This window comes from Terrabacter sp. RAF57, assembly GCF_052113925.1.
Lineage (GTDB): Bacteria > Actinomycetota > Actinomycetes > Actinomycetales > Dermatophilaceae > Terrabacter.
In genome coordinates, this window is the sequence record NZ_JBFRDT010000003.1 from 53,319 (window position 1) to 73,145 (window position 19,827).

At 72.0% G+C, this 19,827-nt stretch carries 15 protein-coding genes; 9 read left to right on the top strand and 6 right to left on the bottom strand.

Annotation, left to right across the window (positions count from 1 at the left end; all coding sequences use genetic code 11):
* Positions 1-34 precede the first annotated feature (34 nt).
* Both AB4Y83_RS05215 and ppk2 read right to left on the bottom strand, forming a co-directional pair.
* On the bottom strand, positions 35-775 hold the full coding sequence (locus tag AB4Y83_RS05215) for a phosphatase PAP2 family protein (protein ID WP_442273397.1): 741 nt from the start codon (positions 773-775) through the stop codon (positions 35-37).
* A gap of 86 nt (positions 776-861) precedes the next feature.
* Complete coding sequence (gene ppk2, locus AB4Y83_RS05220) at positions 862-1,722, bottom strand: polyphosphate kinase 2 (protein ID WP_442273398.1); 861 nt, start codon at positions 1,720-1,722, stop codon at positions 862-864.
* Between the two features lie 226 nt (positions 1,723-1,948).
* Between ppk2 and AB4Y83_RS05225 the strand changes: the two genes are divergently transcribed.
* Genes AB4Y83_RS05225 through AB4Y83_RS05235 form a run of 3 tightly spaced genes read left to right on the top strand, consistent with a single transcriptional unit; the run spans position 1,949 to position 4,608 of the window.
* Complete coding sequence (locus AB4Y83_RS05225) at positions 1,949-3,676, top strand: SulP family inorganic anion transporter (protein WP_442273399.1); 1,728 nt, start codon at positions 1,949-1,951, stop codon at positions 3,674-3,676.
* Between the two features lie 10 nt (positions 3,677-3,686).
* A complete protein-coding gene (locus AB4Y83_RS05230; RefSeq protein ID WP_442273400.1) occupies positions 3,687-4,037 on the top strand; it encodes a hypothetical protein in 351 nt (116 codons plus the stop codon).
* A gap of 49 nt (positions 4,038-4,086) precedes the next feature.
* Positions 4,087-4,608, top strand: coding sequence for a flavin reductase family protein (locus AB4Y83_RS05235; protein ID WP_442273401.1), 522 nt, complete (start codon positions 4,087-4,089; stop codon positions 4,606-4,608).
* A gap of 108 nt (positions 4,609-4,716) precedes the next feature.
* Here AB4Y83_RS05235 and AB4Y83_RS05240 read toward each other — a convergent pair whose 3' ends face one another.
* The gene (locus tag AB4Y83_RS05240; protein ID WP_442296219.1) at positions 4,717-6,768 is read right to left on the bottom strand and encodes an acyl-CoA dehydrogenase family protein; all 2,052 of its coding nucleotides are present in this window, start codon (positions 6,766-6,768) and stop codon (positions 4,717-4,719) included.
* A 23-nt stretch (positions 6,769-6,791) separates the two neighbouring features.
* Entirely contained in the window at positions 6,792-7,511 is a 720-nt protein-coding gene (locus AB4Y83_RS05245; RefSeq protein ID WP_442273403.1) for a TetR/AcrR family transcriptional regulator, read from the bottom strand.
* 98 nt (positions 7,512-7,609) lie between these two features.
* Between AB4Y83_RS05245 and AB4Y83_RS05250 the strand changes: the two genes are divergently transcribed.
* The 3 genes from AB4Y83_RS05250 to AB4Y83_RS05260 are packed head-to-tail and all read left to right on the top strand — an operon-like array spanning position 7,610 to position 11,092.
* Complete coding sequence (locus AB4Y83_RS05250) at positions 7,610-8,905, top strand: acetyl-CoA C-acetyltransferase (protein ID WP_442296220.1); 1,296 nt, start codon at positions 7,610-7,612, stop codon at positions 8,903-8,905.
* 2 nt (positions 8,906-8,907) lie between these two features.
* Positions 8,908-10,227 (top strand): 3-oxoacyl-ACP reductase, encoded by a 1,320-nt coding sequence (locus AB4Y83_RS05255; protein ID WP_442296420.1) that lies wholly within the window; start codon positions 8,908-8,910, stop codon positions 10,225-10,227.
* Positions 10,228-10,234: 7 nt separating this feature from the next.
* Positions 10,235-11,092, top strand: a complete 858-nt coding sequence (locus tag AB4Y83_RS05260) for a MaoC family dehydratase (RefSeq protein ID WP_442296221.1) — start codon at positions 10,235-10,237, stop codon at positions 11,090-11,092.
* Positions 11,093-11,120: 28 nt separating this feature from the next.
* Here AB4Y83_RS05260 and AB4Y83_RS05265 read toward each other — a convergent pair whose 3' ends face one another.
* Positions 11,121-12,041 carry a hypothetical protein gene (locus AB4Y83_RS05265; RefSeq protein WP_442296222.1) on the bottom strand — a complete coding sequence of 307 codons (921 nt, stop codon included), beginning with the start codon at positions 12,039-12,041 and terminating at the stop codon, positions 11,121-11,123.
* Positions 12,042-12,962, bottom strand: coding sequence for a GCN5 family acetyltransferase (locus AB4Y83_RS05270; protein ID WP_442296223.1), 921 nt, complete (start codon positions 12,960-12,962; stop codon positions 12,042-12,044). It lies immediately after the preceding gene.
* 229 nt (positions 12,963-13,191) lie between these two features.
* Between AB4Y83_RS05270 and thrS the strand changes: the two genes are divergently transcribed.
* From thrS to AB4Y83_RS05285, 3 genes are all read left to right on the top strand, one after another.
* Entirely contained in the window at positions 13,192-15,177 is a 1,986-nt protein-coding gene (thrS, locus tag AB4Y83_RS05275; protein WP_442296224.1) for a threonine--tRNA ligase, read from the top strand.
* Positions 15,178-15,373: 196 nt separating this feature from the next.
* The gene (locus AB4Y83_RS05280; RefSeq protein WP_442296225.1) at positions 15,374-18,658 is read left to right on the top strand and encodes a GH92 family glycosyl hydrolase; all 3,285 of its coding nucleotides are present in this window, start codon (positions 15,374-15,376) and stop codon (positions 18,656-18,658) included.
* A 466-nt stretch (positions 18,659-19,124) separates the two neighbouring features.
* Positions 19,125-19,742 (top strand): HIT family protein, encoded by a 618-nt coding sequence (locus tag AB4Y83_RS05285; protein WP_442296226.1) that lies wholly within the window; start codon positions 19,125-19,127, stop codon positions 19,740-19,742.
* The last annotated feature ends 85 nt before the right edge of the window (positions 19,743-19,827 follow it).

The window sequence follows — 19,827 nt, forward strand, 5'->3', positions numbered from 1 at the left end:
GTCCTCGAACCACGCTTCACGCGCGAAGCGCCCTTCATCGTGATCCCGGACCGCCGGACTCTGCCACCTGCTCCGTACGGACCCGCGCCGCCGGGTCGACGACGTAGGCGGCGATCAGGCCCACTCCGACTCCGAGGGCGTAGCCGGCAACCACCTCGGTGAGCGTGTGCACCCCGAGCATGAGCCGATCGAGGCCGACGACGAGCGAGACCAGCACACCGACCACCAGGACGAGTCGGCGACGCGCGCGCTGGCGGAGGAACAGAGCCGACAGCACGCACGCGGTCGTGACGGCTGCGGCGATGTTCGACGCGTGGCCGCTCGGCATCGCGCTGGACGCGTACTCGATGATCGGGTGCACCACGACGGGCCTTCCCAGGTCGACGTAGTGCTTGAGCACACTGGTCACGAGCGAGGTGCCGCCGATGGCCACCACGACGTACGCGGCCGCCCGACCCTGCTTCCTGACCACCAGCACACCGGCCACGAGGGCCGTCGCGACCGCGCTGGCCACGGTGCCGAAGGCGTAGGAGATCCCCACCAGCGGGCGTTCGAGCCACGGTGAACCGGGCCGCCACGCGTCGGGACCGAGCTGCAGGACGTGGTCCCAGCGGTCGAGGATCTCCGGATGGGCCACGGCCAGGGCGCAGAGGGCCAGGCAGACCGCGGTGCTCGCCGTGCCCCAGGCCAGGAACAGCCGGCGGGTGCGCGTCGTGAACGCGCCGCGGCCCGGTCTCTCGTCCGCTGTCGTCCGGTCCGTGTCGTCGACGGTCATCGGGGTGACCTCCTGCGCGTCGGCTCGGTCGGCCGGCAGGGGACCCGGGCGCCCCACTGCAGTCCCGGGTTGGACAAGGGGCGCACTCAGAACGGAGTCGGGATGAAGCGCGGCGGCAGGGCCGGGGCACGGTAGTCGCCCGGTGCCTGACGCTCCGGTAGCTCGACGTCCTTCGACTCGAGCGGCTCGTAGGGCACCTGGCTCAGCAGGTGGCTGATGACGTTCAGCCGGCCCCGCCTCTTGCTGTCCGTGTAGGCGACGTTCCACGGGGCCCACGGGGTGTCCGAAGCGGCGAACATCGCGTCGCGAGCCCGGGAGTAGTCGTACCAGCGGCTGTAGGACTCCAGGTCCATGTCGGAGAGCTTCCACACCTTGCGCGGGTCATGGATCCTGTTCTCGATCCGGCGGGTCTGCTCGTCGGAACCGACCTCGAGCCAGTACTTGAGCAGGATGATGCCCGAGTCGACGATGGCCTTCTCGACGGCAGGGACCTGCTCGAGAAAGCGGTCGGTCTGGGCGGGCGTGCAGAAGCCCATCACCCGCTCGACCCCCGCTCGGTTGTACCAGCTGCGGTCGAAGATCACGACCTCACCTGCCGCCGGGAAGTGCTTGATGTACCGCTGGATGTACATCTGTGACCTCTCCCGGTCAGTCGGCGACGGCAACGCGACCACGCGGAAGACCCGCGGGCTCACGCGCTCGACGATGCGCTTGATCGTGCCGCCCTTGCCGGCCGTGTCCCGCCCCTCGAACACGACGCACACCTTGGCACCGGACGCCTTCACCCACTCCTGCATGGCCACGAGCTCCGCCTGCAGCACCGCCAGCTCCGCCTCGTAGGCCTTCCGACCCAGTTTCGCCCCAGCCGAGGACGCGTCGCGCTCACCCGCGGTCCGGGCGCGCAACAGCTCACTGGGGTTCGACTTCCTGGCCTTCTTCTTGCTCATCGCTGGCCTCCGGCGCTGCGTCGTCGCGTCTGGGCGTCGTCCGGTCCAGGGTCTCGCCTCGCCGCCCTCGTAGGCTACCTCCGACGCCGCCGCAGCGGTCGGGCCTTCCTCAAACCTCGGCGAACCGCCGAGTGACCGTTCGCGTCCATGGTTCGTCACCGGCGGTAGACGCACGTGGTCCTCTTCGGGCGATGCGGGTCGTCGCGCAGATGGCTTGGCTGGAGCCGTGCAGCCGTTCGACAGGGCCTACAAGGGTCGCGGTGCGTTCGCGTCCGCGACTCGACCGCCGATCACGACGCGGTACGTTCCCTTCGCGCGGTCCCTCGCGGCGTACACGCGGCCGCGGCTGCGCACGGACCTCGTCGCCGGTGTCACGGTGGCGGCGTTGGCCCTGCCGTCGGCGATGGCCTACGCCGAGCTGGCCGGCGTCCCGGTCAGCGCCGGTCTCTACGCCCTGCTCCTCCCGGTGCTGGCCTACGCGGTCCTCGGGTCGGCGCCCCGGGTGGTGGTCGGCCCGGAGGGCACCGTGTCGCTCTTGATCGCGACCGTGGTCGCGCCGCTGGCCGCGGGCGGCAGCGCCCAGTACGCCGCGCTGGCCTCGTTGCTCGCGATCATGGTGGGGGTCGTCTTCCTGGCGGCCCGGCTGGCCCGCCTCGGCTGGATCGCCGACTACTTCTCGCAGGCGGTCCTCGTCGGCTACATCACCGGCGTCGCCGTCGTGCTGATCCTCGGCCAGCTCGGCAAGCTGCTCGGCGTCTCGAGCGACGCGGAGGGGGCCATCCCCGAGACGGTCGACATCGTCGGCCACCTCGGCAGCGCCAACGGCGCCACCGTCCTCGTGGGTCTCGTCTCGTTGGCCCTGCTGGTCGTCGCCGGCCGGATCAGCAAGCGACTGCCGGGTGCCCTCGCGGTCGTGATCCTCGGCATCGCCGCGTCCTGGGCCCTGGACCTCGTCGCCCACGGGGTCTCGGTCACCGGGCCCGTGCCGCGGGGACTGCCGTCGCTCGAGCTGCCGGACGTGTCACGCGCAGACCTCGGGACGCTCGTGGTCGCGGCCCTCGCGGTGTTCCTCGTCGCCTTCTCGGACTCCATCCTCACGGCACGCTCCTTCGCCGCGCGCCACCACGAGGTCGTCGACGCCAACCAGGAGCTCCTCGCCTTCGGGGTGGCCCAGATCTCGGCCGGCGTCACGCAGAGCATCCCGGTCGGGACGAGCGGGTCGCGCACCGCGGTCAACGACGACATGGGGGCCACGAGCCAGGTCAGCGGGCTGGCGGCCGCAGGGACGATCGTCGTCATCCTGCTCTTCCTCACCGCGCCGATCGAGTACCTCCCCTCGGCGGTGCTCGGTGCGGTCATCGTGTACGCGGCGGCCAAGCTGATCGACCCGGTGCAGTGGCGCGAGCTGGCCCGCAGCAGCAGGGTCGAGGTCGTCATCGCCGCCATCACGGTCGTGTGCGTCGTGGCGGTCGGGGTCCTCCAGGCGATCATCGTGGCGGTCCTGCTGTCCGTCGCCGACATCGTGCGTCGGGCGGCACGACCCGCCGACGCCGTGCTGGGCTGGTCCGCCCATGACGACCGCTACGTGGACGTCGCGGACCAGCCCGACGCGGGCGTCAGCGCGGGTGTCGTCGTCTACCGCATCCAGGACCGGCTGTTCTTCGCCAACGCCCACTACTTCAAGCGCCGGCTGTGGGCCGCCGTGGACGGTGCGCCCAAACCCGTGCGGCACGTGGTGCTCGACGGCTCGTTCATCAGCGACCTCGACGCCAGCGCTGAGGTCGCGCTGCGCGAGGTGCTCGACGGGCTCCGCGAGCGCAACATCGAGCTGCACGTGGCACGGGCGGCGCAGGAGCTGAGGGACCGCCTGGACTCGGTCGGGCTGGTCGAGGCCATCGGCGCCGACCACTTCCACGGCACGGTGACCGCGGCGGTGCAGGCCTGCACGCACTAGCGTGGCGACCATGATCGCCACGGTCTCGAGCCTGTTCATCTATCCCGACTCCGACGCCCCCGGCCAGGAGCTCGCCTCCGTCGAGGTCACCGAGTCCGGCCCGGAGGGCAACCGCTCGAAGAAGCATGCCGTGCACCTCGTCGCGGTCGACGACTTCGTCGCGACCCACCCCAAGGCCAACATCGTCCTCGACATGGAGTCGTCCGTGCTCGAGAAGCTCGTGGGCCGCATCGTCCGTCTCGGCGAGTGCACGCTCGAGGTGACCCAGACACCCTCGCAGTGCGCCGGCGTCTACGCCCGCGTCGTCGAGCCGGGCGAGGTGTCGGTCGACGACGCGTTGCTCGTCGCCGAGGCGGAGTGAGCACCGGCCCGGCTGACCGGCCCGGACCGCTCCCCGGCAGGGACGCGACATGACGATCCACACGGAGCACCCGTTCGACACTCCTGACGAGGACCGCGACCCGGTCCGGCGCCTGCGGGGGCGCATCGGTGGCACGGTGTCGCTCTGGACGGCAGGCGAAGGCATCGAGCGGGTCGGCCTGACGGTCTCGTCCTACCTCGTCGCCACCGGTGACCCGGGCCGGGTCGTCGGGCTCCTCCATCCCGACTCCGACGTGCTCGACGCCCTCGAGGAGACCGGCACGGCCGTCGTCACGCTCCTCGGTGCGCGTGACGAGCGCCTCGCCGACGTCTTCGCCGGCGTCATGCCCGCGCCCGGCGGGGCCTTCCGGCTCATCGAGTGGGAGCAGACCGCGTGGGGTCCGCGCCCTCGCCACGCCACGACCTGGATGGGCGTGCGCCTCGACCCGGGCAGCCGTCGCGACGTCGGGTGGTCGGTGCTCGTCGAGGCGACGATCGAGCACGCCGAGGTCGGGGTCGAGGACGCCCCGCTCGTGCACCGGCGCGGTCGCTACCAGCGCGCGACCGAGTGACGCACGACTGACGGTGCGGGACGGCATACGACATCGGGCGGTAGATTGCGCGTGAGATCGCGCAGTGTGTGCGCTCGGGCGACAGGAGCCGCGCGATCTCACGCCGGATCAGGCGGTGCCCGACATCTCCGTCGTCAGCAGGCCCTCGGGGATGCCGAAGGCGTCGACGAGCGTCGTGGCGTACGGGCGCAGCTCCGCGCAGACCTCGTTGACGAGGGCGGTGAGGGCCTTGGCGCGCGAAGGGCTCAGCCGGTCGTGCTCGAGGTACCACGCCTTGTGGCGCTCGATCGTCGACAGGGCGTAGAGGTCGCAGACCCGGGCGAGCACGGCGCGGGCCTCGTCGTCGGAGCAGGACTCGACCGAGGCGGCGAAGGTCTCGGCGACGGTGCGCTCGACGTGGGCCGTCGCGGCCTCGACGAGGTGGTCCTGCGTCGCGTTGAAGATCGCGAACGCGTCGGCGCCCGGAGCGGTGGCCCGCCGGAGCCGTCGGGCCAGGCCCTCGATGAGGTGCTCCTCGCGTTCGCGCAGCAGGCGCAGCTGGGTGCCGCGGATGCCGAAGGTGACGTCCTCGTCGCGGCCCGGCGCAGCGTCGACGAGTCGCTGGATGATGCCCCGCGCCGACGACCGCTCGATGACGGTGCCGCCGACCAGCCGCGCGCCGAAGCGCACGATGCCGGCCGTGTCGAGGTCGCCGAACGTGGCCTGGTACTCACCGAGGAGCGACTTGGCGACGAGCTGGAGCAGGACGGTGTTGTCGCCCTCGAAGGTCGTGAAGATGTCGGTGTCGGCCTTGAGCGCGGCGAGGCGGTTGGCCCAGAGGTAGCCGGCTCCGCCGCACAGCTCGCGGCATTCCTGGATGGTGTCGGTCGCGTGCCTGGTCGTCAGCACCTTGATCCCGGCGGCCCGGGTCTCGAGCCGGCGCTGGTCCTCCTCGGACGTCGCGCGCCCGGCGAGCACGTCGTCCATGTCGGAGACGAGCTCGTGCTGCGCGAGCTGGAGGGCGTATGCCGTCGCGATCCTCGGCAGCAGGCGCCGCTGGTAGGTCCGGTAGTCGAGGACGGTCGTCTCCTCCTCGGTGCCGGGGGCGGCGAACTGGCGGCGCCCGGCGGCATACGTCGTCGTGACGGCGAGGGCCGAGCGGGCGGCAGCGCCCGCTCCGCCGGCCACCGAGATGCGACCGCGGACGAGCGTGCCGAGCATCGTGAAGAAGCGGCGGCCGGGGTTGTCGATGGGGCTCGTGTAGGTGCCGTCGTCGCGGATGTCGCCGTAGCGGCCGAGCAGGTTGGTGCGCGGCACCCGGACGTGGTCGAAGAGCAGCCGTCCGTTGTCGACGCCGGCGAGACCGAGCTTCGGGCCGCAGTCCTCGATGGTGACACCCCTTGCGGGAGTGCCGGACTCGTCGCGGATCGGGACGAGGACGCAGTGCACGCCGCGGGACTCGCCGTCGACGACGAGCTGCGCGAAGACCGCCGCGAGGCGACCGTCGCGGGCCGCGTTGCCGATGTAGTCCTTGCGTGCCGCGGGCACGGGTGAGTGGACGACGATCTCGTCGGTCGCCGGATCGAACGTCGCGGTCGTCAGCAGGCTCTGCACGTCGCTGCCGTGGCCGGTCTCGGTCATCGCGAAGCAGCCCTGCAGCTCGCCGGACGTGATGCGGGGCAGGAGGTGGTCGTGGCGGCTCGTACCGAGGAGGGAGRCGGCGCCGCCGAAGAGGCCCCACTGGACTCCGGCCTTGACGAAGAGCGAGAGGTCGGTGTGACCGAGCATCTCGAAGGCGGCGACGGCCTCGCCGTAGCGAGCGGTGCCGCCCTGGTGCTCGGGGAACCCGCGAGCGGCGTACGGCTCCGCGGCCAGGGCGGCGAGCTGGGCGGTGACACGGGAGCGGTGCTCGTCCATCGGCAGCGGGGCCGACGGCGGTCCGAACGTCGCGGCGTCGAGCGCTCGGCAGTGCTCCCGCACCTCGCCGAACGGGCCGTCGAGGTGGGCGCGGAGCTCCGCGGTCAGCGCGGGGCCGGCCTGGGTCACGGGGCCCTGGCCCGGCTCGAGGTGCTCGGGCGCCGGGGAGCGATCGGGGGCGGGTGAGCCGACGGGGGAGCCGCTGCGTGAGTCGGCGGGGAAGCCGGTGGGAGAGTCTGTGGGGGAGTCTGTGGCCGTGGACATCTCGGTGCCTTCCGGTCTGGACCTCAGGAGGTCGCGGTGGTCGGGGAGGTGGACGTGTGCGTGGCGGAGTGGGCCGTGAGGACGGGAGCGAGCCCGTGCCAGGCGAGGTCGGTCAGGGAGTCGACCACGGCGGCGCGCGGGGCGCGGTCGGCCTCGGGGGTGGCGAGCCAGTCGTCGGCGACCGCACGCACGGAGCCGACGAGCGCGATCGCCCACGTGCGGGCCCGCGACGGATCGGTCGCCGGTGACTGCAGCGCCTCGAGGAGCAGGCCGGTCAGCTGGTCGGTGACCTGGTCGACCGTGCCTCCGACAGGGTCGTCGGCGAGCGGGAGGTCGACGAGCGGCCGGTTGACGACGAAGCGGTAGACCTCGGTGTCGGACTCGACGAGGGCGAGGTAGGCCTCGACCGTGGACGCGACGAGCTCGCGGGTGTCCGCCGGCGGTGTGCTCGACCGGCCGAGCGCCGCCCCGACGTTGCCGACGACGCGTCCGTCGATGCGGGCGGCCACGGCGCGGTAGAGACCGGCCTTGTCGTCGAAGTGGCGGTAGATGACGGTCTTGGACGTGCCGGCCTCGGCCGCGATGTCGTCCATCCCGACGCCGGCGCCGTGGGTGCGGATCGCGCGGATCGTCGCGTCGACGAGGGCGGCGCGGCGCTCCTCGCGATGGCGCTCCCAGCGCGAGTCCCGCCCGTCCCGAGGGGCGGCGGGAGCCTGTCCCGGACGATCCACGTCGTTGTCCATCTCACGAAAGTAACAGGTACTTGCTGTATCGACTACTGCCGGTTTCGGTTATCTTGGTCGAGAACGACAGGTCAGACATCCGACAGCAGGAGAGACCCATGGCTTCCCAGTCCAGCCCACGCGCGCCGCGTCGAGTCGCGGTCCTCGGGGGCAACCGCATCCCCTTCGCCCGGTCCAACGGCCCCTACGCCAAGGCGTCCAACCAGGACATGCTGACCGCGACCGTCGACGGACTCGTGGCTCGCTTCGGGCTCGCGGGGGAGCGGCTCGGCGAGGTCGTGGCCGGCGCGGTCCTCAAGCACAGCCGCGACTTCAACCTCACCCGTGAGACCGTGCTCGGCACCCGCCTCGACCCCGCCACCCCGGCCTACGACGTCCAGCAGGCGTGCGGCACCGGGCTCGAGGCGGCCGTCCTCGTCGCCAACAAGATCGCGCTCGGCCAGGTCGACGCCGGCATCGCCGGTGGCGTCGACAGCGCCAGCGACGCCCCCATCGCCGTGAGCGAGGGCCTGCGCCAGACGCTCCTCGCCGTCAACCGCGCGCGGTCCGCCGGGGAGCGCGCGAAGGCGCTCACGGGCCTGCGCCCGGGTCACCTCGTGCCGGCCGTCCCCGAGAACGTCGAGCCCCGCACCGGGCTCTCGATGGGTGAGCACATGGCGCTGACCGCCGCGCAGTGGGGCATCACCCGTGAGGCCCAGGACGAGCTCGCGGCCGCCAGTCACCAGCACCTCGCCGCCGCCTACGAGCGGGGCTTCTTCGACGACCTCGTCACGCCCTACCTCGGCGTCTCGCGCGACACGAACCTCCGCGCCGACTCCACGGTCGAGAAGCTGTCGACTCTCAAGCCGGTCTTCGGCAAGGGCGACGGCGCGACGATGACCGCGGGCAACTCGACCCCCCTGACCGACGGCGCTTCTGCAGTGCTCCTCGCGAGCGAGGAGTGGGCGGCCGAGCACCGGCTGACCCCACTCGCCTGGTTCGTCGACGCCGAGACGGCGGCCGTCGACTACGTCCACGGCGACGAGGGCCTGCTCATGGCCCCGGCGTATGCCGTCCCTCGCCTGCTCGCCCGCAACGGCCTGTCCCTGCAGGACTTCGACTTCTACGAGATCCACGAGGCGTTCGCCGCGACGGTGCTCACGACGCTCAAGGCCTGGGAGGACCCCGACTTCTGTCGGGAGCGCCTCGGCCTCGACGCGCCGCTCGGCTCCATCGACCGCAGCAGGCTCAACGTCAACGGGTCCTCGCTCGCCGCGGGCCACCCCTTCGCCGCGACGGGCGGTCGCATCGTGGCCTCGCTCGCGAAGCAGCTCAAGGAGGCCGGCGGAGGCCGAGGCCTCATCTCCATCTGCGCTGCCGGTGGGCAGGGCGTCGTCGCGATCCTGGAGGCATGAGCATGACCGACCTCTTCACGACCATCGTCAGCTCGCCCGTGGCCCGAAGGGTCGGCGTGCCACAGCCGACCCGGCTGCGCCGCTACGAGCCCGGTATGCCGCTCTGCGAGGGGCCGGTGCTCGTCGCGGGCGGCGGGCGCTTCGCCGACGGCATCGCCGCCTGGCTCGGGGGTGAGGGGGTGGCCGCGGTGTCCACGCTGCCCGACTCGGGCGACAAGGTCGGGGCCGTGGTGCTCGACCTCAGCGCCGCCACCGACCCGGCCGAGCTCGACCAGCTGCGCCTGCTCGGCGCCCCCGCGGTCAAGGCGCTCAGACGCAACGGTCGCGTCGTGGTCATCGGCACGGACCCGGCGACGCTGACGGACGTCGCCGAGGTGACGACCCAGCGTGCCCTCGAGGGCGCCGTGCGCTCCATCGGCAAGGAGCTGCGAGCGGGAGCGACGGCGAACCTCGTTCTCGCGCAGGGGGATGCACGCGACGGCGTCAGATCCGCCGTCGAGTTCTTCCTGTCCGGACGCTCGGCCTACGTCGCCGGCCAGGTGGTCCGGGTCGACGAGTCCACGAGCGGCGACGTCGACGCGCTGCGCCCGCTCGACGGCAAGGTGGCCGTCGTGACCGGCGCCGCACGAGGCATCGGTGCCGAGATCGCCCGCGTGCTGGCCCGTGACGGCGCGACGGTCGTCGCCGTCGACGTCCCGTCGGCCGGAGACGCGCTGGCCAAGGTGGCCAACGAGGTCAGGGGGACGGCGCTCCAGCTCGACGTCACGGCGGATGATGCGGGCTCCCGCATCGTCGAGCACGCCACGACGCGGCACGGCGGCCTCGACGTCGTCGTGCACAACGCCGGCATCACGCGCGACAAGCTCTTCGTCAACATGGACGACGACCGCTGGCGCAGCGTCATGGAGGTCAACCTCCGCTCGGTCCTGCGGATGAACGACGCGATCCTGGGCGAGGGCGGACTCGCCGACGGCGGTCGCATCGTCTGCGTCGCCTCGATCGCGGGCATCGCCGGCAACCGCGGCCAGACGAACTACGGCGCGAGCAAGGCCGGCGTCATCGGCCTCGTCACCGCGCTCTCGCGCCAGGTCGCGGGCCGCGGGATCACGGTCAACGCCGTCGCGCCCGGATTCATCGAGACGGAGATGACGGCGCGGATCCCCTTCGCCACGAGGGAGATCGGGCGCCGGATGAACTCCCTCCAGCAGGGCGGGCACCCGAAGGACGTCGCCGAGACCATCGCCTGGTTCGCCCAGCCCGGGTCCGCCGCCGTCACGGGGCAGGTGGTCCGCGTCTGCGGCCAGAGCCTGCTCGGGGCGTGAGCGCCCCATGACCAAGGAGATCACCCTCGACGCGGCGCCCGACCTGCGCCGCATCTACGCCACCTCCGCGCTCCGCAGGGGCAACGCGAGCGACACGCTGCCCGACGTCCGCTGGTCACGGGCCGGCATACGCGTCGACGTCGACGACCTCGTCGCCTACGCCCACGTGTGCCGTTTCCCGGTGTCCGGCACGTTGCCGCCCACCTACCCGCACCTCGTCGCGTTCCCGCTCCAGATGGCGGTCATGAGCGGCGACCGCTTCCCCCTCCCGCTGCTCGGTGCCGTCCACGTCGAGAACCGCATCGAGGCGCTGCGACCCGTCCGGCTCGACGAGCCGCTGGACGTCTCGGTCTGGGCGCAGGACCTCCGACCTCACCGCCGCGGCCGGCAGGTCGACCTCGTGTCCGAGGTCGGGGTGCGGGGCGAGGTCGTGTGGCGCGGTGTGAGCACCTACCTCTCACGCGGGGCCCAGCACCCCGACGCCGAGCCGTCCGAACCACCGTCGACCGACCCGCTCGCTGCCGTCACGACGGGGCCGCTGTGGCGCTTGGGCGAGGGCACCGGACGGGCGTATGCCGCCGTGTCTGGTGACTGGAACCCCATCCACGTGCACGCGCTGACGGCCAAGCCGCTCGGTTTCCCGAGCGCCATCGCCCACGGGATGTACTCCTACGCCAGGGTGCTCGCCGCACTCGGACCGCGACTGCCGGAGGCCGGGCTCACGAGCCGCGTGTGGTTCCGCAAGCCGGTGCGGCTGCCGTCGTCGGTGCGACTGCGCACGGCGTTCGAGGCGTCGCGCACGCTCTCGGTCCTCGAGCACGCGAAGGGCGAGATCGAGCACGCCGTCGTCGAGAACACCTGGTGACCGGCGACGGCGCTGCTCACGGCGCCGCTCACCGTGAGGCTCCGGCGGCGAGGTCCTGGACGAGCCGGTACACCCCGCTCCGCACGACGTAGCCCAGCTCGGCGTTGATCCGGCGGATGCCGGAGTTGTGCTCCTCGTTGTTGGTCCGGGCCTTCGTGGCCCCTGCCCCGGTCGCGGCCACGTGCGCCTGCTGCTTGACGAGGCGCATGAGGCCGCGGCCCCGGAACGTGGGGTCGATGCCGCTGTAGGCGATGAAGAGCTCGCCTGCGCTGACCGTCCCGTAGGAGATCCCGGCAGGGGCGCCGTCGACGCGCGCGAGGACGCAGATGGGGATCTCGCCGCTCGTCGTCATCGTGCGGAACTTCTCGAGCGTCATGACGAAGCCAACGGCCGCCTCGGGGTTGGTCTGGCTCGCCCGGAGCATGGCCTCGACCGCGCCCTCGTCGTCGAACTCGAGGTCAGGGACCTCCTCGAGGTCGACCCCTGCCGGCACGACGGGGGCCTCGGGCGGGTGCTCGACGAGGTCGAGGGCCGAGTCGATGGCGTGCTCCTCGACGCCGAAACCCCAGTGGCGGACGATCTCGAGCGACCTCGGCTCGTCGTCGTAGACCCCTCCGCCGAGCCGTCGGGTCGTGTCCGGGACGTGGGGAAGCAGGAACCGGCGCAGGGCGCTTCCCACACCGTGGCCCTCGTGGTCACGGGCGACGACGACCCGGAGCATCGACCTGTCCGGCGGTGCGAACGTGGGGCGGAGCGACAGGCCCACGCCGAGCAGGTGCTCGTCGTCGTCCCTCGCGACGGCCACGACGAGATGGGTGAACACCTCGGGCGACTCGAACGGCCAGGCCACCTCGGCCCTCGTCAGGTGCTGCAGCCGAGCGCCGACGAGCTCGATGACGTCCTGGTGGGCAGCGGGCGACGCCAGCGTCACGGTGATGGACGTGGTCATCTAGGCCCCCGGCCGCCAGACCCAGTTGCGGCGGTCGTAGACCTCGACGAAGCCCGAGCGCAGCATGTTGTGGAGCGACGGGTTGTGGGCTCCCGCGAGCTCCTGCCACGTCTCCGCGCTCATCCACGTGCAGCCGGCCGCGCGAGCCGCCTCGACCCGCAGCTGCATGAAGGCCGACTGGGCACCACGGCCGCGCGCCTCGGGAAGGGTCGCCGCCCCGCAGAAGGCAGCCGCGGGTCCCGCGACGTGCAGGTTCGCGGCGGCCACGAGCACATCCCCGTCCCAGGCGCCGTAGGCGGTGAACCCCGGTCCGCCGCCCCCGGCGGCGGCGAACATCGAGAGCAGGTGCGGCTCGGGCGGCATCCCGAAGCCCCCGGCGAAGACGCGGGCGTACGCCCCGGCGTCCTCGGGGCCGATCGTGCCCACCCGGAGGTCGGTCGTCGACGGGGTCGTCGGCGTGGCCGCCGGGCGGAGCAGCTTGGCCCAGACGGACCCACCCACGATGCCGTGGCGCACGCAGATGTCGTCCCAGTCGGCCGGGAGAGCGGCAGGCGCGACCTGGAGGCAGAGGGCCGGGGCGCCGGCGGACGCGTAGAGGTCCACGAGGTGCGCGACGAGGGAGTCCGTGACCGGCTCGGTGACGCCGAAGCCGAGAGCCTTGTTCCAGTAGCCGCCCGTGGGGTCGCCGGCCATGACGACGGCCACGCCACCGGCGAGACGTTCGGACCGCATGCCCAGCGCGGCCTTCGCCTCGGTGGGTGCGCCGTCGTGCAGCGCGATCATGAACTCCGCCTCGGCCGTCTCGGCGAGGGCGAGCGCCGTCGCCCGGTCGAGCCCGAGCGACTCCCACCCGGGCACCGGCGGCACGGGTGGCTCGGCCGGCTCGGCCGGTGGTGACGGGCTGTCGGTCGTCTGCTCCACGGGCGTCCCCTCCTGTGCCGGGGCGCGCTCCGAGACGGCCGCCCGGCTCACCAGTATCCGCTCGGGAGCCGTCCCGCGAGGCCAGTTCGGGCCAGCCGAGTGGTCCCACGACCAAACCGTGTCGCCCGGTCCCGCGACGCCTCGATACGCTTGCACGAGCCGTCTGCAGCGGCAGCCCCCACGACCCGCCGCCCGCCGGCGGGTCCCGTTCGAACGAGGAGCACCAACCGTGTCTGCACAAATCACCGTCACCGTCGCCGGAAGCGAGCGAGCGGTAGCGGAGCAGACGACGGCGGGTGAGCTCTTCGAGGGTGACCGCGCCGTCGTCGTCGCGCGCGTCAACGGTCAGCTGCGCGACCTCTTCCACGCCCTCGCCGACGGCGACGTCGTCGAGCCCGTCACGGTCGACAGCGAGGACGGCCTCGCCGTCCTGCGCCACTCGACGGCCCACGTGCTCGCCCAGGCCGTCCAGTCGCTCCACGCCGACGCCAAGCTCGGCATCGGCCCGCCCATCCGTGACGGCTTCTACTACGACTTCGACGTCGAGACCCCGTTCCACCCCGATGACCTCAAGGCCCTCGAGAAGGCCATGCAGAAGATCATCAACGAGGGGCAGACCTTCGAGCGACGCGTCGTCACCGACGCCGACGCGCTCGAGGAGCTCAAGGACGAGCCCTACAAGTGCGAGCTCGTCGGACTCAAGGGCGGCAACGCCGACGAGGCGGCCGAGGGCGCCGGGGTCGAGGTCGGCGCCGGCGAGCTGACGATCTACGACAACATCCGCCGTGACGGCACCCGCGCGTGGGGCGACCTGTGCCGCGGCCCGCACATCCCGAGCACCAAGCTCATCGGCAACGCCTTCAAGCTGATGCGCTCGGCCGCTGCCTACTGGCGCGGCTCGGAGAAGAACCCGCAGCTCCAGCGCGTCTACGGCACCGCGTGGCCGACCAAGGACGAGCTCAAGGCCTACCTCGACCGTCTCGCCGAGGCCGAGCGCCGCGACCACCGTCGCATCGGCGCCGAGATGGACCTCTTCTCCTTCCCCGACGAGCTCGGCTCGGGCCTCGTGGTCTTCCACCCCAAGGGCGGCGTCATCAAGCGCGAGATGGAGGACTACGTGCGGCGCCGGCACATCGAGGAGGGCTTCTCCTACGTCGGCACGCCGCACATCAGCAAGGAGGCGCTCTTCCACACCTCGGGGCACCTGCCGTACTACGCCGACACGATGTTCCCGCCGATGGAGCTCGAGGGCGCGAAGTACCAGCTCAAGGCGATGAGCTGCCCCATGCACAACCTCATCTACCAGTCGCGGGGCCGGTCCTACCGCGAGCTGCCGCTGCGCCTCTTCGAGTTCGGCGGCGTCTACCGCTACGAGAAGTCCGGCGTCGTGCACGGCCTGACCCGGGTGCGGGGCATGACGCAGGACGACTCGCACAGCTACGTCACCGCCGAGCAGGCGCCGGCCGAGATCAAGCACCTGCTCGACTTCGTGCTCGGCCTGCTGGGGGACTTCGGCCTCGACGACTTCTACCTCGAGCTGTCGACCCGTGACACCGAGGGCGAGAAGTCCTCGAAGTTCATCGGCTCCGACGAGCAGTGGGAGGCGGCGACCAAGGTCCTCGAGGAGGTCGCCACCGCCTCCGGTCTCGAGCTCGTGCCCGACCCGGGCGGCGCGGCCTTCTACGGCCCGAAGATCTCGGTGCAGGCGCGCGACGCCATCGGCCGCACCTGGCAGATGTCGACGATCCAGTACGACTTCAACCAGCCGGAGCGCTTCGGCCTCGAGTACCAGGCCGCCGACGGGTCGCGCCAGCAGCCGGTCATGATCCACTCGGCTAAGTTCGGCTCGATCGAGCGTTTCCTCGGGGTCCTCGTCGAGCACTACGCCGGCGCCTTCCCGGTCTGGCTCGCACCGGTCCAGGCCCTCGGCGTGCCGGTCGCCGAGGACTACGCCGACTACCTCGGTGAGGTCCTCGACCGCCTGAAGCGCAAGGGAGTCCGCGTCGAGCTCGACGCGAGCGACGACCGCTTCCCGAAGAAGATCCGCAACGCGAGCAAGTCGAAGGTGCCCTTCACGCTCATCGCGGGCGAGGACGACCGCGCCGCCGGCGCCGTCTCGTTCCGCTACCGCGACGGCTCGCAGAAGAACGGCGTGCCGGTCGACGACGCCATCAGCGAGATCCTCGCCGCGATCGAGAGCCGCGCGCAGGTCTGACCGCCGTCCCTGACCGGACCCACCGACGGATGCCGTCGGGCCGGGCGCCCCTCACCGGGCCCCGGCCAGGCGGCATACGTCCGCTTCTGTCCGATGTCGCACGTCCATCGGACAGGACACCGGCCACCGGTTGACCGTCGCGCCGGGCGTCACGAGTCTCGGGCAGGACATCGTCGTCGCCCGTGAAGGAACCTCCATGCGCACCGTGCTCCGCTCGCTCGGCACCGCCGTCCTCGCCGCCGCCGTCCTCGGCCCCGTCCTGCCCTCCGGGGCGCCACCCGCGGCGGCCGCTCCGGCCGAGCGGCTCGTCGACGCGGTCAACCCGTTCATCGGCACCCAGGACAACGGCAACACCTTCCCGGGGGCCAGCGCCCCGTTCGGGATGGTGCAGGTGAGTCCCGACACCGGGGGAGAGGGGGGCTACGACCATTCCCAGGGCTCGATCTACGGCTTCAGCCAGACCCACCTGTCGGGCGTGGGATGCCCGGTGGTCGGCGAGCTGCCGGTGATGCCGACGACCGGCTCCGTGACGACCGTGGACCCGGACCGCTACCGGTCCACCTACAGCCACGCCGACGAGGAGGCCGAGCCCGGCTACTACCGCGTCGGTCTGGCGACCCACGGAGTCCAGACCGAGYTGACCGCCACCGACCGCACGGGCTGGCAGCGCTACACGTTCCCGGCCGACAAGCAGCCGAACGTCCTGCTCAACACCGGCAAGGCCAACATGCGAGTCTTCGACTCCGAGGTGCACGTCGTGGGTGACCGGGTCGTCGAGGGCCGGATCCACGACGGCAACTTCTGCGCAGGCAAGGACGAGCACACGGTGTGGTTCCGTGCCGAGTTCGACCGCCCGTTCAGCTCGTTCGGCACGTGGAGCGGGTCGACGCTGACGTCGGGCGCACGGGATGCCTCGACGAAGGACGGCGGCAACGGCGCCGCGGTCACCTTCCCGACCGGCACGACGTCGGTGACGATGAAGGTCGCCCTCAGCTACACCGGCCCCGAGGGCGCGCGGACCAACCTGACCAGCGAGACCGGTGACTCGTTCGACTTCGACGCCACCCGAGCCGCGCTCGGGCAGCGGTGGGAGTCCGAGCTCGACAAGGCGCGCGTGACCGGCGGCACGAGCGAGCGCCGCACCGCCTACTACACCGCGCTCTACCACTCGCTCATGCACCCGAACCTCGCGTCCGACGTCGACGGTCGCTACCACGGCTGGGACGGGAAGAACCATGTGGCGCAGGGCTACACGCCGCGCCAGAACTTCTCGCTGTGGGACACCTACCGCCCGCAGAACCAGCTGCTCGAGGTCCTGGCGCCCGACGTGGCCCGCGACTCCTACCTGTCCGTGCTCGCCATCGGTCGCGAGGGCGGATGGCTGCCCCGTTGGGCGCTCGTCAACAGCGAGACCAACATCATGACCGGCGACCCCGTCACCCCGTTCCTCGTCGAGGGCTGGAGCAAGGGCTTCCTCGCCGGCCACGAGGCGGAAGCGTACGCGCTGCTCAAGCAGAACGCGACCGAACGCCCGCCGGCCGACAGCCAGTACAACGGCCGCGCCGGGCAGCACTGGTACGAGAAGCTCGGCTACATCCCCTTCGGTCTGGACGTGGGCACCGACTGCGTGTCGCACGGCGGGGACAACGACTGCGCCCACCCGGCCTCGGCGACGATGGAGTACTCCGCCGCCGACGCGTCCCTCGCGCTGATGGCCAAGGGCCTGGGCCACACTGCCGACGCGGCGATGCTCACCGAGCGCAGCGGCTGGTACCGCAACCTCTGGGACGCCGGGACGCAGACGTTCCGCCCGCGCCTGGCCGACGGGACGTGGCTCGACCCGTACGACCCCGTCGAGGCGTCCCACGCCTTCCACGAGGGCGGCTCGTACCAGTACCAGTGGCTCGTCCCGCAGGACCCGGCCGGCCTGAGCCGCCTCATGGGTGGTCGGGCGGCGACCGAGAAGCGCCTCGACGACTTCTTCGCCTACCCGAAGCTGCTCACCGACCCGGCGGGCACCGCACGCACCGACTGGATCGAGGCGACCTACGCCTACTACAGCAAGCCCACCTACAACCCGAACAACGAGCCCGACCTGCTCGCGCCGTACGTCTACGCCTGGGTCCAGCAGCCCGCCAAGATCGCGACGGTGGCGCGGGCGGCCTTCACCCTCTTCACCGACGGCCCCGACGGCATGACCGGCAACGACGACCTCGGCACGATGTCGGCGTGGTACGTCTTCTCGTCCTGGGGGCTCTACCCGACCATGAGCGGGTCGAACGTCTTCGTCGTCAGCTCGCCCCAGTTCGAGCGCGTCGACGTCGCCGTGGCCTCACCGACGGCGGTGCGCACCGGACAGGGCGGTCACCTGACGATCACCTCACCCGGTGTCTCCGACGACCGGCGCTACGTCCAGAGCCTCACGGTCGACGGGACGAAGAGCACGAAGAGCTGGGTCGGCTGGGACGCCGTCCGACAGGGTGGGTCCATCGCGCACACGGTGGGCACCACCCCGAGCCGGTGGGGCACGACGCCGGCCGACGTGCCGCCGTCGGCCGTGCAGGCCGGACGCGACCCGCGCCTGTCGCTCTCGATGGCCGCTCGTCCGAACCCCGTCGTCGTGCCGACCGGGGCGCGTGAGGCCCGCCTCACCGTCGACCTCGTGGGCCAGGCCCCCAAGAGCCTGCCCGTCGACGTGTCCGTGACGGCCCCCGCAGGCTGGACGGCCGACGTGGGTTCCGGCGACGAGGGCGCCGCCGTGCTGCACAGCGACGGCGTCCCCGCGAGCGCGACGGTGCCGGTGACCCTGCGCCTCCCCGCCGGCCTGGGGGTGGGGGACCACGAGGTGGTCGTCACCGCCACGGCACCCGGTGTCGATCCCGTGACGCGCACCGTGCCCGTTCAGGTCCGCGAGGCCCTCGACTGCGTCGGCGGCGCACCGGGATGCGCCGTGGACCTGGCGCCGGCCCGCAACCACGACGGCACGGCGACCGTCGCCGCACCGAGCGAGGGCAACTTCGACGGCAGCGGCTGGAGCTACGACGCCGCCCTGCTGCCAACCCCGGGCCCGTGGGTGCACGACGGGACCACGTATGCCGCTCCGGTCACCTCCGGTACGACGCCGAACTTCGTCGAGGGACGCGGTCAGACGCTGCTCGTGCAGGCCGGCAGCCGCTCCACGATCCATCTCGTCGGGTCGACGCACAACGGCGACGTGGGGACGGCCCTGCGCCTGACCTACACGGACGGCAGCGTCCAGTCCGTCCCGGTCGCCCTGACCGACTGGGCCGCGGGCAGCGGGCACAACGGCAACACGGTGGCGATTGCCATGGACCATCGGATCAAGGGCGGTGCAGGTGTCGACGGACCTCCGGTCCAGATCTTCGGCACGGCGGTCGCCGTCGACCCCGCCCGGCAGCTCCAGGCCGTCACCCTGCCCGCCGACGACCGCTTCGAGGTGTACGCCCTGACGCTCCGCTGACGGGTCTGAAGGCCCTCCCGCGGGCGAGGGGGCGGCGTGTCAGGGCGACACGCCGCCCCCTCCGGGTCGCGGTGAAGAAACTGCCGACAAGGGCTTGCGCGCCGACGTCCGCGGGGTTACAAATGAGGAACCGAACCGCTTCGGCGGATCGGTTTCCGAATCGCTTCGGCGAGGACGAACCGAAGGCCCGGGAACTCATACTTCCCGGGCCTTCACCTTCCGTCGCACCGGTCGACCGACGAGTCCGTCGAGACCTGCGCGTCCGAGGATCCCGGCCCTGCGGCTCTCACACCCGCAGGGCTGTTCCCTGTCCGGGTCCTGTCGAGGTCCCGGGTACGACGAAGGCCCTGCGGTCTCACACACCGCAGGGCCGACTCCATTGAACCGAAGCTCGGGCCGATGGGGAAATCGACACGCGGCAGGCGGGTCGTCGCGCGTCGCGGGCGTCGTCCTAGGATCAGTCACCATGACGACGCAGGGGAGTGGCCCGACGCCCACGGGTGGAAGCCCCGCCCCAGAGCCCCCCTTCGAGCCCACCCCCGAGCCCACCCTCGAGCCGGCGACCGACTTCGCCCGCGTCGAGGACGGCTTCGAGCGGCTCTGGACCCCGCACCGGATGGCGTACATCCTCGGGGACCGGCCCACCGAGGAGGCCGGGCACGGCTGCCCGTTCTGCGCCGCTCCGGGCAAGACGGACGCGGAGGGCCTCATCGTCCACCGCGGCGAGCACTGCTACGTGGTGATGAACCTCTTCCCCTACAACCCGGGCCACGTCCTCGTGTGCCCCTACCGTCACGTCTCCCTCTACGTCGACCTGACCGACGACGAGACGGCCGAGTTCACGGCGCTGACCAAGCAGGCCGTGCGTGCCCTGCAGGCAGCCTCCGAGCCGCACGGCTACAACCTCGGCATGAACCAGGGAGCCGTGGCCGGCGCCGGGGTCGCGGCCCACCTGCACCAGCACGTCGTGCCGCGCTGGAGCGGCGACTCGAACTTCCTGCCCATCGTCGGCCAGACCAAGGCGCTGCCCGTCCTGCTCGAGGACACCCGCGCGCGCCTCGTCGATGCCTGGCCGACCGACTGAGGACCACCGGGCGCGGGCCCGCAGGTCACGGACGCGCCACGGTGCGTGCGCCGGGCCCGAGCACGCCCGACCGGTCAGTACGCTG

Coding starts and splice junctions, on each gene's coding strand:
- AB4Y83_RS05215 (WP_442273397.1), bottom strand. CDS start 775: ATGACCGTCGACGACACGGACCGGACGACAGCGGACGAGAGACCGGGC.
- ppk2 (WP_442273398.1), bottom strand. CDS start 1,722: ATGAGCAAGAAGAAGGCCAGGAAGTCGAACCCCAGTGAGCTGTTGCGC.
- AB4Y83_RS05230 (WP_442273400.1), top strand. CDS start 3,687: ATGATCGCCACGGTCTCGAGCCTGTTCATCTATCCCGACTCCGACGCC.
- AB4Y83_RS05235 (WP_442273401.1), top strand. CDS start 4,087: ATGACGATCCACACGGAGCACCCGTTCGACACTCCTGACGAGGACCGC.
- AB4Y83_RS05245 (WP_442273403.1), bottom strand. CDS start 7,511: ATGGACAACGACGTGGATCGTCCGGGACAGGCTCCCGCCGCCCCTCGG.
- AB4Y83_RS05250 (WP_442296220.1), top strand. CDS start 7,610: ATGGCTTCCCAGTCCAGCCCACGCGCGCCGCGTCGAGTCGCGGTCCTC.
- AB4Y83_RS05255 (WP_442296420.1), top strand. CDS start 8,908: ATGACCGACCTCTTCACGACCATCGTCAGCTCGCCCGTGGCCCGAAGG.
- AB4Y83_RS05260 (WP_442296221.1), top strand. CDS start 10,235: ATGACCAAGGAGATCACCCTCGACGCGGCGCCCGACCTGCGCCGCATC.
- AB4Y83_RS05265 (WP_442296222.1), bottom strand. CDS start 12,041: ATGACCACGTCCATCACCGTGACGCTGGCGTCGCCCGCTGCCCACCAG.
- AB4Y83_RS05285 (WP_442296226.1), top strand. CDS start 19,125: ATGACGACGCAGGGGAGTGGCCCGACGCCCACGGGTGGAAGCCCCGCC.